General features: G+C 56.6%; 11 protein-coding genes and 1 tRNA gene. 10 read left to right on the top strand and 2 right to left on the bottom strand.

The annotated features are described in order from the left end of the window. Window positions 1-207 precede the first annotated feature (207 nt). Both MTX78_RS22150 and MTX78_RS22155 read left to right on the top strand, forming a co-directional pair. On the top strand, window positions 208-1,365 hold the full coding sequence (locus MTX78_RS22150; RefSeq protein WP_243798417.1) for a zinc-dependent alcohol dehydrogenase: 1,158 nt from the start codon (window positions 208-210) through the stop codon (window positions 1,363-1,365). A 12-nt stretch (window positions 1,366-1,377) separates the two neighbouring features. Further along, on the top strand, window positions 1,378-1,905 hold the full coding sequence (locus MTX78_RS22155) for a hypothetical protein (protein ID WP_243798419.1): 528 nt from the start codon (window positions 1,378-1,380) through the stop codon (window positions 1,903-1,905). 246 nt (window positions 1,906-2,151) lie between these two features. Here MTX78_RS22155 and MTX78_RS22160 read toward each other — a convergent pair. Next, window positions 2,152-2,225, bottom strand: a tRNA-Pro gene (locus MTX78_RS22160). 464 nt (window positions 2,226-2,689) lie between these two features. Between MTX78_RS22160 and MTX78_RS22165 the strand changes: the two genes are divergently transcribed. The 8 genes from MTX78_RS22165 to MTX78_RS22200 all read left to right on the top strand — a co-directional run bounded on the left by MTX78_RS22165 (window position 2,690) and on the right by MTX78_RS22200 (window position 12,707). Further along, on the top strand, window positions 2,690-3,223 hold the full coding sequence (locus tag MTX78_RS22165; protein WP_243798421.1) for a T9SS type A sorting domain-containing protein: 534 nt from the start codon (window positions 2,690-2,692) through the stop codon (window positions 3,221-3,223). A gap of 199 nt (window positions 3,224-3,422) precedes the next feature. Then, window positions 3,423-4,559, top strand: coding sequence for an NAD(P)/FAD-dependent oxidoreductase (locus tag MTX78_RS22170; protein WP_243798422.1), 1,137 nt, complete (start codon window positions 3,423-3,425; stop codon window positions 4,557-4,559). A 391-nt stretch (window positions 4,560-4,950) separates the two neighbouring features. Further along, window positions 4,951-7,395, top strand: coding sequence for a bifunctional aspartate kinase/homoserine dehydrogenase I (thrA, locus tag MTX78_RS22175; RefSeq protein ID WP_243798424.1), 2,445 nt, complete (start codon window positions 4,951-4,953; stop codon window positions 7,393-7,395). Window positions 7,396-7,508: 113 nt separating this feature from the next. Next, a complete protein-coding gene (locus MTX78_RS22180) occupies window positions 7,509-8,432 on the top strand; it encodes a homoserine kinase (protein WP_243798426.1) in 924 nt (307 codons plus the stop codon). Between the two features lie 62 nt (window positions 8,433-8,494). Then, on the top strand, window positions 8,495-9,787 hold the full coding sequence (thrC, locus tag MTX78_RS22185) for a threonine synthase (RefSeq protein WP_243798428.1): 1,293 nt from the start codon (window positions 8,495-8,497) through the stop codon (window positions 9,785-9,787). Between the two features lie 97 nt (window positions 9,788-9,884). After that, window positions 9,885-10,571: a c-type heme family protein gene (locus MTX78_RS22190; protein ID WP_243798429.1), complete on the top strand. Its 687-nt coding sequence runs from the start codon at window positions 9,885-9,887 to the stop codon at window positions 10,569-10,571. A gap of 123 nt (window positions 10,572-10,694) precedes the next feature. Continuing rightward, complete coding sequence (locus tag MTX78_RS22195) at window positions 10,695-11,381, top strand: toxin-antitoxin system YwqK family antitoxin (protein ID WP_243798431.1); 687 nt, start codon at window positions 10,695-10,697, stop codon at window positions 11,379-11,381. A 57-nt stretch (window positions 11,382-11,438) separates the two neighbouring features. Then, window positions 11,439-12,707 carry a protoporphyrinogen/coproporphyrinogen oxidase gene (locus MTX78_RS22200; RefSeq protein WP_243798433.1) on the top strand — a complete coding sequence of 423 codons (1,269 nt, stop codon included), beginning with the start codon at window positions 11,439-11,441 and terminating at the stop codon, window positions 12,705-12,707. A gap of 70 nt (window positions 12,708-12,777) precedes the next feature. Here the strand turns inward: MTX78_RS22200 and MTX78_RS22205 are convergent, their stop codons facing one another. Next, the gene (locus MTX78_RS22205) at window positions 12,778-13,539 is read right to left on the bottom strand and encodes an exodeoxyribonuclease III (protein WP_243798435.1); all 762 of its coding nucleotides are present in this window, start codon (window positions 13,537-13,539) and stop codon (window positions 12,778-12,780) included. Window position 13,540: the final 1 nt, after the last annotated feature.

The following is a 13,540-nucleotide window of genomic DNA, read 5'->3' on the forward strand; positions in this document are numbered from 1 at the left end:
TAGGTATTAATACGGATCGGCTCGAAAAGTGCTGGTGTATAAATGCGTATTTCTTCCCTAATATGCTCGTACAAAAAACCTTAAGACAGGAGCTAAGTACAGTCTAGCACCTTTCGCAAACAACTTCTCAAGGCATTGCTCACGGAGAGCTATGGGAAGCGTTTGCAACTGCTGCCACTTTACTTCCCACCTCCAAAACAAACTCCTATGTTAGCAATGGATTATAGAGGCCCGAAAAGGGTCCGTGCCACGCAGAAACCGATGCCTGAAATCAAGCATCCACAAGACGCCATTGTTCGGGTTACGCGCTCTTGCATCTGTGGCTCTGACTTGCACTTATATAATGGCAACGTACCAGACACCCGCGTAGGCATGACCTTCGGGCACGAGTTTACGGGCATCGTAGAGGAAGTTGGTCCAGATGTAACCAAAATCAAGGTTGGAGACCATGTATTGGTGCCCTTCAACGTAGCCTGCGGGGAGTGCCACTTCTGTAAGCAAGGCATGTTTGGCAACTGCCACGAGTCCAACACCCAAGCCAGCGCGGTAGGTGGCATCTTCGGCTACTCGCACACAGCTGGCGGCTACAATGGCGGCCAGGCCGAATACGCCCGCGTACCTTACGCCAACGTAGGCCCCACGGTAATTCCAGAAGGCATGGACCCCGATGATGCTGTATTGCTCACCGACGTAGTACCTACCGGCTACCAAGCCGCTGAAATGGCTGGCATCCAAACCGGCGACACCGTGGTAGTATTCGGGGCGGGCCCAGTGGGCATTATGGCGGCGCGGTGCTGCTGGCTGTTCGGTGCTGGGCGCGTTATCATTATCGACAAAGAAGACTACCGCCTGGAATTTGCCCGCAACTACGCCAACTGCGAGGCCTACAACTTCGAGAAAGATATGGACGACCCGGTGGTATTCATTAAGAAAATCACTGATTATATGGGAGCCGACTGCGTGATTGACGCCGTGGGCGCTGAGGCGGCCGGCAATGCCATGCAAACTATCACAGGCCGCAAGCTGCTGTTGCAGGCTGGCTCCGCTACGGCACTCCACTGGGCCGTTAACTCGGTGAAGAAAGGCGGCGTGGTGTCCATTGTAGGAGTGTATGGCCCAACTGATAACCTCGTGCCTATGGGCAACGTGTTGAACAAGGGCCTTACCATTAGGGGCAATCAATCTTCCGTAAAGCGCCTATTGCCGCGTCTGATCGAGCACGTGCAGAATGGGGTTATCAATCCGAAAGCATTGATTACGCACCGGATTCCGCTGGAAGAGGTTGCCGATGGCTACCGTATGTTCTCGGCCAAGCTCGACAACTGCATCAAGCCCCTGATCGTTTTCCCTTCTGCCAACATCTAACGCCGACTACCCATGGAAAATACCCTCAAAGATCCGCAGAAGCTACCCGGTTGGGGGATTGATGCGAACCCCGAAAACGACCCTACATACCCCATGCGGGAGCCTCGCTTGAACGTATCGCAGGATCCTGATAGCAAGCATCGTCCGGCCTCTTTACAGCCAGTGGATATAGAAGTACTGCAGTCCATTGAACGCCCCAATGTGTCAGCTGTTTTCGGCGAGTCGTCGCCTCCGGTTGGGCTAAGCGGCATGATCCGCCGGTTTGCCTTCAAATACAGTGAATCGCATTACGGCCACTGGCTGCCTTTGCTACTAGCCGACCGGGTGAACGTAGTGGAAGGCATTATTGAAGATATTGTTCATGGTAAAGTGCCCAATATCTTCGCCGAGAAAGGCTACGCAGTGGAGTGGAAGCATAACCGCACTGCCTTTGTTACAAAGATGGCCACCATTGCCGTTCTAACAGCCGGCACAGTGTTGCTACTAACTTCTGGCAACAAAAAATCAGGCAAGCCCAAGCGCGGCTATTACTACAAGTAGACCTAACGTAGTCCGCTTTCACAAAAGTAAAAGCCCGCTGAACATACATTCAGCGGGCTTTTACTTTTGTGAAGTAGGTATCGGGGCGGCAGGAATCAAACCTCCAGCCTCGCCGTCTCGCATTAACGAGCGTGCTACTCCCGAGAGGTTCCAGCAAATCAGCTTACAAGAGAAACCAAAGGAGTAATAACTGAAAAGAGCCTCCAGGTGGGGTACCTAGAGGCTCTTCGTACAGTAATTCTTCAGTCGGAGTGGCAGGATTCGAACCTACGACCTCCAGCACCCCATGCTGGCGCGATACCAGGCTACGCTACACCCCGAGGAATTATGAAGCAAAGGTAAGCCAGAATCTGAAAGCCGCGCAATTTCTATCCATAAAAATTCCAGCCCGCATAGGTCCCTACAGTTCCAAGATCCGCATTCACTACCACATGGAGAAAAGCTAAGCAGCGACAGGTAGCTCACTTTCTGTGGGTTGAATTAGCACGAACTGGAATGCAGTAGGGTCGAGAGTTGAAAACGAACTCCTGAATATTTGTTGAGTACAACGCTATTCTGGCGCGATTTTCGAAGTGAAGCTCAACCTCAGACTTCTAGTTTTTCTCACTGCTAATTGAGAAAAGTGGAGCCTTTAGAGCCTGTCTTGCGCATTTTTTTAGCAATTATAATGTGCGCAGGAAAATGTTGATTATTATAATATTCGGTGCAAAACCCCATTTACCCCCTCGTTTTTAATTACTTTTACAAGAAACCACAGCAGCTCACTTTAACGTTAGGTGTGCATATGAAAGCTTTATTTACCAGTATTATCTTGTTGGCGGCGTTGCTGGGTAGTACTCCTACGCAGGCACAAACCAAAGCTGTCCCAAAACCAGTTGCGAAACCTGCCGCTAAGCCTCCCGTCAAAGCCGCAGCGCCTGCTGCTAAAGTGCCTGCTTCGACCGTTGTGAAAAAGCCTGCTACTGTAGCTACTGCGGCAGTAACTAAGTCTGCTGCCGCTGCTCCGGTGGCGGCGCCAACTCCACCAGTGGCACTCGTTACCGATAAGATGGAGCCACCAGCAGCCAACACCTCCTTGTTGAAAGTGGTGGCTAGTTCCAACCCGATAACCGGGCGCCTCACGGTGCGCACCAACTCGCCTAACCCTACCCGGGTTGAGATAAATGGCCCCGATGGCCGGCCGGTCATAACCAGCGACTTGCTTAGCAGCAGCGACGTGGCGGTTCTTGATGTAAGCAACTTGCCGCCCGGGGCATACATTGTGCAGTGCACTTCCGGCGAGCGGCGCGGGATAAAACGCGTCATGGTAGGCCAATAACACTAGCGCATTTGTAATACAGAGTACAGAGCGCCCATCTGAAATGTGTCAGATGGGCGCTCTGCGTTTACCTGATGTAGGGTGAAAGCGTGGTATTGACTACCAGCTTAATGGCGCCCCATATACACAAAAGCTTGTTGAGCTGTGTAGCCAGTTGTTGGATGCGGAAGTTGTTGCTTACTGCTGTACCTTGAGCGAGATGGTTACGCCCTTATTTTCTTATTGGGAGCATCAGACTTTCCTGCGAGGCTACGATGTGGTGATTGTAGGTGCTGGCCTAGTGGGTCTTACTGCCGCGCTGCATACGCGGCGGCTCCGGCCCCGCGCACGAGTGTTGGTGCTGGAGCGAGATGCACTGCCCAATGGCGCCAGCACCAAAAACGCTGGTTTCGCGTGCTTTGGCAGTGTCTCGGAATTGCTGGAGCAGGAAGCGCGCGGCGGCACAGACGCCTTGCTGCGCGTGGTGCAAGCTCGCTGGGAAGGCCTAGCAGAGCTGCGGCATCTCGTATCCGACGAAAGCCTACACTACCAGCCAACAGGTGGCTACGAGCTATTTCGGCCTGCCGAAGCACAACTGGCCCAGACTTGCCGCGACGCCATTCCTTATTACAACGAGCTATTAGCTCCGGTCATCGGCACAAACGACATTTTCCGAGATGCAAGCAGTCAGCTTGCACGCCTGGGCTTTGTGGGGGTAGATGTGATGTTGGAAAACAAAGCAGAAGGAGCCTTGCACACCGGACGAATGATGGAAGCATTGCTACGACAAGCATGGCAGACAGGCATCATGGTGCTACATGGCTGCGCGGTGCAAGCCGTGGAGCCAGGCACTGGCTTAGTCCGTTTGCAAACAACACTGGGGGCCATTGAGGCAGAACAAGTGGTATTGGCTACTAATGCCTTCAGCCGTCAGTTCTTCCCCGACCTCGACCTACAACCCGGCCGCGGCCAGGTGCTTGTGACGGAGCCCATAGCAGGCCTGCACCTACCCGGCACGTTCCACTACGACAAGGGCTACTACTATTTCCGGCAGGTGGAAAATCGCATTTTGCTCGGGGGAGGGCGCCACCTCGATTTCGAGGCCGAAGCAACCACTGAACCGGGCTTGACTCCGTTGGTGCAGCAGCAGCTAGAGCAATTATTGCACGACGTGATTCTGCCCGGCCGCGCCCTGCGCATCGACTACCGTTGGAGCGGAGTAATGGCGTTCGGTACGGCATTGGAGCCGTTCGTTGGTTTGCTGGCGCCCGGTGTATTCGGTGCGTTGCGCTGCAACGGCATGGGTGTAGCGCTTGGGGCGGGCGTTGGAAAACGAGTGGTAGAAATAATGATGTGAGACACCCGCAAGGCCGAGCCTTTTCTCTTTCTATTGCCCGGCAAAGTGCGTTTTACCGGCACAAATGTCAGCGTACTACTTGATGGAGTGCGGAGTAAGACGTTGTATTATCTGTTTTAAAAGATATTGCGATTTCCAAAAAATGGTCTACTTTACGGCCAGAAGTACGCACTCATGGCCTTTCCTTCGTTTCAATTTTCAACTATTTCCGCTCCCACCGGCGTCTTTATGACGACCGGCACAGGCATTATTACAGGTATTACAACCCGCTAGACGGGCTGCGCTACCTCTCTTTCCTTTGATGTTTCGCAGCCCGTCGCCGGCCGCTTCCTAACCAGAAGCCAAGCCGGTCCCGACGGGCTTTTTCATGCCCACTCACCTCTTACTCTTTATGCAGGTTCTGAAATTTGGTGGTTCTTCGGTGGCTACGGCACCCAATCTCCAGCGTGTGGCGCAGCTCGTGGAAGCGGCTGCCCAACAAACGCCCACAGTGGTAGTAGTGTCGGCGCTGGGCGGCACCACCGATGCGCTGATTGAAGCCGGCCGCCTCGCCGCCGCTGGCTCCGATGAGTACCGCTCTCGGCTCACCCGCTTGGAAGAGCGCCATCTAGAAGCCGTGCGCGGCCTGCTCCCTATTCCCGACCAAAGCGCCGTGCTGAGTTTGGTGAAAACGTATTGCAACGAGCTGGACAGCTTGTGTGACGGTATATTTTCACTGGGTGAGCTCTCGAACCGAACGTTGGACCGGCTGGTCAGCTTTGGGGAGTTGCTTTCGTCGCGGCTACTGGCCGCCTGCTTGAAAGCCCACGGCGTACCCCACGTCTGGCATGACAGCCGCACGCTGATTCGCACCAACTCGCAGCACGGCTTTGCAGCCGTAGACACGGCCGTTACCAACCAGCAGATTCAGGACTTTGTGTTGGAGCATCCAAGTTCGGTGTATGTGGTGCCGGGCTTTATTGGCAGTGATGCGCAAGGCATCACCACTACCCTGGGCCGCGGCGGCTCCGACTACACGGCGGCCATCTTCGCGGGTGCCTTGACGGCCAATCAATTGGAAATCTGGACGGATGTGAGCGGTATGATGACGGCTGATCCGCGTCTCGTGACGCTGGCTCGCCCGATTCCGCGCATCTCGTATCAAGAGGCGATGGAACTGTCGCACTTTGGAGCCAAGGTATTGTATCCGCCTACTATTCAGCCAGTCATGAGCCAGGGCATTCCGCTTTGGATCAAAAACACCTTTGCGCCCGAAGACGAAGGCACGCTTGTAGAAGTAAGTCCGCCAGCCAATCGGGACGTAGTACGGGGGCTGTCCAGTATCTCGCACCTGGCCTTGCTGAACCTGGAAGGCAGCGGCATGGTGGGCATACCGGGGTTTTCGCGGCGGCTGTTCGGCGCTTTAGCGGTGTTGCGCATCAACGTTATTCTTATCACCCAAAGCTCTTCCGAGCACTCTATCTGCGTGGCTGTGCAAGCTGCCGACGCGGGCGCAGCGCAAGCCGCCGTGGATGAAGAGTTCAGCACGGAAATAGCGGCCGGTAAAGTGGCACCGCTACGCTGCGAAATGGATTTGGCCATTGTGGCCCTGGTGGGCGAACAGATGCGCAACCACCCAGGCATCAGCGGACGGATGTTTGGAGCGCTTGGCCAGAACGGTGTCAACATCCGGGCTATTGCGCAGGGCTCATCGGAGCGCAACATATCGGTGGTGATACGGGCGGCGGATGTGCGCAAAGCCATCAACGTGCTTCATGAGGAGTTTTTCGAGGAGACCACCAAGCAAGTGAACCTGTTTGTGGCCGGCGTGGGCAACGTGGGCCGGAAACTACTTGAACAAATGGCGCGGCAGCAGCAGTGGTTACGCGAGAAGCTACGTCTCAACTTGCGGGTAGTAGGGCTGGCCAACAGCCAGCGGTTTGTGCTAAGTGAAGACGGTATCGAGCTAAACGACTGGCAAATCGCCTTAGAGCAGGGGCAGCAACTGAATTTGAGTGAGTTAGTGGAGCAACTGAATGCCCGCAACCTGCGCAACACTGTGTTTGTGGACGTAACGGCCAGCGCCGACGTAGCTAAAATCTATGCGGCCCTGCTGGAAAAAAGTGTGGCGGTGGTGGCCTGCAACAAGGTAGCTTGCTCCTCAGAGTACGTAAACTACGCTCGTTTGAAGTCTTTGGCTCGAGAGTTCAACGCTGAGTTTCTGTTTGAAACCAACGTAGGCGCCGGCCTGCCCGTTATCGGCTCGCTCAACGATTTGCTGCGCAGTGGCGACCAGGTACACCGCATCGAGGCGGTGCTGTCGGGCACGCTCAACTTCGTGTTCAACCACTACGATGGCACTGTTCCTTTCGCCGATGTAGTGCGGCAGGCGCAAGCCGAAGGCTACACCGAGCCAGACCCACGCCTCGACTTGAGCGGCACCGACGTAGCCCGCAAAATCCTGATTTTGGCCCGCGAAGCCGGTCAGGAAATGGAACTGGCTGATATTCACAACGAATCTTTCCTACCGGCCTCCTGCCTGGAAGGCGATGTGGAAGCTTTCTATGAACAACTGGCGGTGCACGAAGCCCACTTCCGCAGCCTCTTTGATGCCGCGGCTGCCCAAGGCCAACGCCTGAAGTTCGTGGCGCGGTATGCTGATGGGCAAGCCAGCGTGGGGCTGCAAGGCGTGGCGCCGGGCCACGACTTTTATGTGCTGCAAGGCAAGGACAACGCGGTGCTGTTCTTCACCAACCGCTACCCCGAGCAGCCCTTGGTAGTGAAAGGAGCCGGCGCAGGGGCTGATGTTACGGCCTCCGGTGTTTTTGCCGATGTCATCCGGGCGGCACGGGCATAGCACTATGCGCTGCTGTAGTAAGCAGCCCCAAGCAAGCGAGCTATCCAAGCTGTTGGGCTCCAACTTCTTATTGAACGGTCACCTAGCCAACGCGCGGTGCTACATTCCACTTTATGTCTGATTTCCTAACGCTGTACTCCCCGGCAACGGTGGCCAATGTGGTTTGCGGGTTCGATGTGCTCGGCTTTGCCCTGGAAGCACCCTATGATACCATGCACCTCCGCTTAAGAGACGAGCCGGGCGTAAGCATCGTGCACGAAGACGACTTCAACCTGCCCACGGAGCCGAAACGCAACGTGGCGGGGGCCGCCTTGCTGGCCTTGCTACGGGCCGCCCCGGCTGGTACCGGCTTCGAGATGCGCATTCAGAAAGCTATTCTACCAGGTAGTGGCATTGGCAGCAGTGCGGCCAGTGCCGCCGGCGCCGTAGTGGGAGCCAACCAGTTGCTAGGCAACATCTTCACGAAAGAAGAGCTGGTACGCTTCGCCATGTTTGGGGAAGAAGTAGCATCGGGCGCGCAGCACGCCGACAACATTGCCCCGGCTATTTATGGTGGCGTTACGCTCATCCGCTCGGCCGAGCCGCTGGATGTCGTGCCGCTGTCGGCGCCGCCGCTACACGTAACGGTGGTACACCCGCAGATTGAGGTACGCACCGCCGATGCCCGCCAGATTCTCAAGCAGCAAGTCACGCTGAAAGCAGCCATCCGGCAGTGGGGCAATGTGGCCGGACTGGTAGCGGGCCTGTTGCAGTCAGATTACAAGCTGATTGGCCGCTCCCTAGAGGACGTTATCGTAGAGCCCGTACGCAGCATTCTGATTCCGGGGTTTGCGGCGGTGAAAGCCCGAAGCCTGGAAGCTGGCGCCTTGGGGGGAGGTATATCAGGTTCTGGCCCGTCCATTTTCATGCTCAGCGAAACCGAGGCCACGGCGCAGGCTGTAGCGGCGGCCATGCGGGAAGTGTATCAGCAGCTAGGCGTTGACTTCCACATTCACGTCAGCACCATCAACTCCACCGGCGTACGCTTTGCCTCCTAGCGCGGCAAGCTCGCCGTGCCATTCAGTAAGAACGGCCGTGACTGGCTACACAACTCAACTTCATGCGCTACTATAGTCTCAATCAGCAAGCTCCACCCGTTGACTTCCAGGCCGCTAGCATTGCGGGCCAGGCCCCAGATGGTGGCCTCTACTTTCCCGAGCAGATTCCTAAGTTTTCCAAGGAATTGCTTCACAACCTGAACACCATCCCCCGCGCCGAACTAGCTTTCGAGGTGATTCGGCCATACGTCGGCGACGCTATTCCGGACGACGTCCTGCGCGGCATCTGCGCCGAAACTGTGGCGTTCGAATTTCCGCTAGTACCCGTCACTAGTCAGATAGCCGCCTTGGAGCTGTTTCATGGGCCTACGCTGGCGTTTAAGGACGTGGGGGCGCGGTTCATGAGCCGCTGCCTTGGCTACTTCTCTCGGCAGCAAACGGCCCCCGTTACGGTGCTGGTCGCTACATCCGGTGATACCGGAGGAGCCGTAGCCGACGGATTTTTGGGCGTGGAGGGGGTTGAGGTGGTTATCCTGTATCCGTCGGGCAAGGTCAGCCCGCTGCAAGAGTTACAGCTAACTACGCTCGGTCAGAACATCACGGCACTGGAAGTGCGCGGCAACTTCGACGACTGCCAGCGGCTGGTCAAGCAGGCGTTCCTTGACCCGCGCGTGACCAGCCACCGGCAGCTCACCTCGGCCAATTCTATTAATGTGGCCCGTTGGCTGCCCCAGCAGTTCTACTATTGCTTCGCGCTGCAACAATGGGAGCAGCCGGCACCACCGGTAGTAGCGGTACCAAGCGGCAACTTCGGCAATATTTGCGCGGGGCTGATGGCCCATGCCTCAGGCCTCCCCATTGGGCATTTTGTGGCGGCTTGCAATGCTAATTCCGCTGTGGCGGACTACCTGCGGACCGGTACTTTCGAGGCGCGGCAGGCCATTGCCACCCTCTCCAATGCTATGGATGTCGGCAACCCCAGCAACTTCGGGCGCATTCTGGAGCTGTTCGGAAAGCGCCACGCAGACATCAGCCGCTTGGTGAGCGGAGCAGTGGTTTCCGACGCCGATACCACGGCAACCATCGGGCGGGTGCACCAGGAAACAGGGTACTTGCTCGATCCACACGGCGCGGTGGCCCTGTGGGCGCTAGAACAGTATCTGAGTGAGCACCCAACGGAGCACGGTATTTTCCTGGAAACAGCGCACCCAGTGAAGTTTCCGGAAGTAGTGGAACCCGTAATTGGCACCACGGTGCCGGTGCCGGTAGCTGTGCAGGGGCTCCTAAGCCGTACCAAGCAAAGCGTGCTGCTGGAACCTTCGTATGAGGCGTTGCAAGAGTTTTTGCTACGATAGTTTTTTGTCTGGCACCGAAACTTGCGGGCGGGGCAGCGGGTAGTTGGGGAAGTGCGGCCGTTGTCGTCTCTTTGTTTTGTTGATTTGCTTTTCTGTCATGCCTCACTTTCTCCGCTCACTTGCCGGACTTCTCTTGCTTTCCAGCCTGCTAGCTGCTTGTAGCTCCGACCAAATTGAGCACATCAAAGACGGCAAGAAAATCGCCATTACCCTCGACAAAATGGTGGTGAAGCGCATCCTGCCCGTGGACTTACTCCGCGCTACGCGCTGGGCCGGCGATTCACTGACGGGCCACGCTGACCAGGAGCTACGACGCGTTCTGGCCGAGAAGTTGCAAGCCGGGGGCGTAGCAGCCGCTCTCCCCTACTGCCGTCCCGAAACGTTCGCCTCCGTCGATTCAATAGAAAAAGACCTGCAAGCTGTTGCCCAACGGCGGAGTACGCGGCCCCGCAACCGTGCAAATCAAGCAAGCCTTGCTCCTCCTGACATGCAGCCTGACACCGTCCGGCGCGTGGCGCGTCTTAGCGGCGAGGTATTCACGTACCAGCGGCCTATTACCCTCAGTGATGCACTCTGCCTGCGATGCCACGGAGAAGTGGGCAAAGACATTACGGCTCCTGACTACGCACTTATTCAAAAGCAATACCCTCAAGACCAGGCCACTGGCTACCGAGTAGGTCAGCCCATGGGAGTTTGGCAAGTCACTTTACAGCGGGCCGGCATAGCTGAGTTTTACACGATGAAGACCCGGAAAATTATGAAGCCCCGCAAAAAGCTATTTTAGTTGAACCGCTATCTATCCCCCTTCTTTCCGTTGTCGATGCTATTCTCTGCGAAGCGCTCTGGGTTGTTCTGGCTATGCCTCGTATTGCTTGCCAGTAGTTCAGGTTGGGCGCAACGTCCAGCTGTGCAGAAGGCGAAGTTCGACGAGTGTTATCGGGTGGTTGGCAAAGACAGTGTGGTATTCTTCTACTCCGCCGACTATGTGCTTACTCCACTCGGTTGCGCAACCATCCGCCGGCATGCGCGGATAGATAGTGCCGGCCGCTTTTTAGGGTTTGTCCACGACTACAACTTAGCCAACAACTTGCCGCTATTGAAAGGCGCTTTTCGGGAGGGGTTGATGGAAGGGCAATTTGAAGTGTATCATACCACTGGCGAGTTGGCAGCCCGCGGCCACTACCGCCAAGGCCGCCAGGTGGGCGACTGGGGGTACTGGTACCCGTCGGGTAGGCGGCGGCAGATTCTGAGCTTCCGCAATGGCCTCGACCCACTGGTGCAGCAGTTTTGGGACGAAGCAGGCCAGCAGTTGGTTAAAGATGGCAACGGCGCTTGGTACTGCCAAGAAGACGGCCTGCAGCTCCAGGGCAACGTAGTGGGCGGTATTCCGGACGGGCGCTGGCAGCTACGCCGGATAGCCGATGAAAGCTTGGTGGCAAGGGAAACGTTTGTAAAAGGAAATTTTCGGAACGGGGTTTCCATTGACAGAATGGAATCCTACCGCGACCAGTCGCGCTTCAGCATAGGTGACTGGGAAAGCTATAGGCAAGCCGAGAAGTATGTACTAGGAACTTCTTGTCCGCCAGTAAAATAAAAGATCAAACAGGTTGTTTACCCAACCTTACAGCGAATTTTACAGTTTCGGGATACTATGAATGTTCCTGCATCCGCACAATTGCCCATCGTCGTGGTTGGCGCTGGTATGGCCGGCCTGACTTGTGCCAACTACCTCCACCGCGCTGGCTGCCCCGTAGTGGTACTGGAAGCCGCCGAGGCCGTAGGGGGCCGCGTCCGGACCGACGTTACGTCTGACGGTTTTCGCCTCGACCATGGCTTTCAAGTGCTGCTTACCAAGTACCCGGAAGTGCAGCGCATGATGGACTACGGCGCTTTGAACCTGCGGGCGTTCCGCTCCGGTGCTGTTATCCGCCTGCCCGATGGCCGCGAAACCACCTTGCGCAACCCGCTGCAGCAACCTCTGGCCGCGTTTCCAGCCCTCACGGCTCCTATTGGCACCCTAGCCGATAAGCTGCGCATTCTGAGTTTGGTGCAGCACGTGCGCAGCCACAGCGCCGAGGAGCTGCTAGCGCATCCCGCCACCGACACGCTAACCTTTCTGCGGCGCTACGGCTGGAGCGAGCAAATAATTGACAGCTTTTTCCGGCCCTTCTTCGGGGGGGTATTTCTGGACCGTAGTCTGACCACGGCCAGCAACTTCTTCGAGTTTGTATTTCAGCAGTTTGTTGAAGGGGAAGCAACAGTGCCCGCTCTAGGTATGCAGCAGATTCCGGAGCAGCTCGCCAACCGCCTACCAGCCGGCGCTGTGCGCCTCAATACCCCGGTCGAGGCGGTGGAGGGTACCACGGTGCATTTGCGCGGTGGCACCACTATAGCCGCATCTGCCGTCGTGTTGGCCACCGACGGTGATACTACCGCTCGGTTGCTGCCTCACTTACCGCAACTGCATGCTACCACGTGGCGGCGGACCACCTGCACCTATTTCTCGGCTCCAGCCTCACCCGGCCGGCAAGACAAGCTGCTCCGGCTCAACGCCGCCCACGGCCAGATGGCGCACAACGTCTGCTTTCCCTCAGATGTCTCACCCGATTACGCCCCGGCGGGCCGGACGCTGGTATCCGTGAGCACGCATGGCGAGCATCATTTGCCTGAAACCACTCTGGTGGCCATGCTGCACGCAGAATTGATGGTGTGGTTTGGCAACGAAGTAGCAGACTGGCACCATCTGCGCACTTACCATATCCCCCATGCCCTCCCAGTTTATGCCAACGGCCAGGCGCAACACCAAGATCTGAAGCTTAGCAGCACACTCTACCGTTGCGGCGACTACACCGCATATCCGTCGTTGAATGCCGCTATGGCTTCCGGCCGACAAGTGGCTGAAATGATCCTTACCTCTTAATTAAACGAGCCTGTTGGTTTTCAGCAGTGGCGCTTTCTAGGCGCTAAGCGCCACTGCTGAAAACTACCCATCAGAAAGACAGATAAGCCGGACAGTGGTCTGAGTGCACTACATCTGGCAGAAGGCCCGCTTCCTGAATACGAGGCTCTAATTCTTTGTCAACCAGCAAGTGGTCGAGGCGCCAGCCTACATTGCGCTTGCGCGAGCCAGCTCGGTAGCTCCACCAAGAGTAGTGCCCCGTAGCCTCGCCGTGGTGGTGACGGAACGAGTCGGTATAGCCGTCGGCCAGCAAATCCTTGAACCATTGCCGCTCTTCCGGAGTGTACCCAGGGCTGTTCTGGTTTGCTTTAGGGTTGTGCAGGTCGATGGGGGTCTGGCAGCAGTTGTAATCCCCTCCAATGATAAGGCGACGACCCTCGGCTCGGAGCTGGCGCACATAGTCGCGGAAGAAATGCAGCCACGCCACCTTGAACGTCTGCCGCTCCGGGCCGCTGGTACCGGAAGGCATATACACGTTTAGGATCGAGTAGTCTTCAAAGTCCAGCCGTAGCACGCGCCCTTCGGCATCGTAAAGCGCGGTTCCGCAGCCCACTTCCACGTGCAGTGGCAAGTGCTTAGTGAACGTAGCAACGCCACTGTAGCCAGGCTTCTCGGCGGGGTGCAGATACGCGTGGTACCCGAGAGCAATGAATCCCGTCACGTCTAGCTCTTCCCGTCCAGCTTTGATTTCCTGCAAGCATAATACGTCTGGCTGTGCTTCTCGCACCCAGTCTAGCAGCCCTTTGCTCAGCGCCGAGCGTAAGCCATTGACGTTGTAGCTGATAATGTTCATC

Source organism: Hymenobacter tibetensis (assembly GCF_022827545.1).
GTDB lineage: Bacteria > Bacteroidota > Bacteroidia > Cytophagales > Hymenobacteraceae > Hymenobacter > Hymenobacter tibetensis.

Excerpts from the sequence above, each read along its gene's own strand:
- MTX78_RS22150 (WP_243798417.1), top strand. The coding sequence starts at position 208 with ATGTTAGCAATGGATTATAGAGGCCCGAAAAGGGTCCGTGCCACGCAG.
- MTX78_RS22155 (WP_243798419.1), top strand. The coding sequence starts at position 1,378 with ATGGAAAATACCCTCAAAGATCCGCAGAAGCTACCCGGTTGGGGGATT.
- MTX78_RS22165 (WP_243798421.1), top strand. The coding sequence starts at position 2,690 with ATGAAAGCTTTATTTACCAGTATTATCTTGTTGGCGGCGTTGCTGGGT.
- MTX78_RS22170 (WP_243798422.1), top strand. The coding sequence starts at position 3,423 with ATGGTTACGCCCTTATTTTCTTATTGGGAGCATCAGACTTTCCTGCGA.
- thrA (WP_243798424.1), top strand. The coding sequence starts at position 4,951 with ATGCAGGTTCTGAAATTTGGTGGTTCTTCGGTGGCTACGGCACCCAAT.
- MTX78_RS22180 (WP_243798426.1), top strand. The coding sequence starts at position 7,509 with ATGTCTGATTTCCTAACGCTGTACTCCCCGGCAACGGTGGCCAATGTG.
- thrC (WP_243798428.1), top strand. The coding sequence starts at position 8,495 with ATGCGCTACTATAGTCTCAATCAGCAAGCTCCACCCGTTGACTTCCAG.
- MTX78_RS22190 (WP_243798429.1), top strand. The coding sequence starts at position 9,885 with ATGCCTCACTTTCTCCGCTCACTTGCCGGACTTCTCTTGCTTTCCAGC.
- MTX78_RS22200 (WP_243798433.1), top strand. The coding sequence starts at position 11,439 with ATGAATGTTCCTGCATCCGCACAATTGCCCATCGTCGTGGTTGGCGCT.
- MTX78_RS22205 (WP_243798435.1), bottom strand. The coding sequence starts at position 13,539 with ATGAACATTATCAGCTACAACGTCAATGGCTTACGCTCGGCGCTGAGC.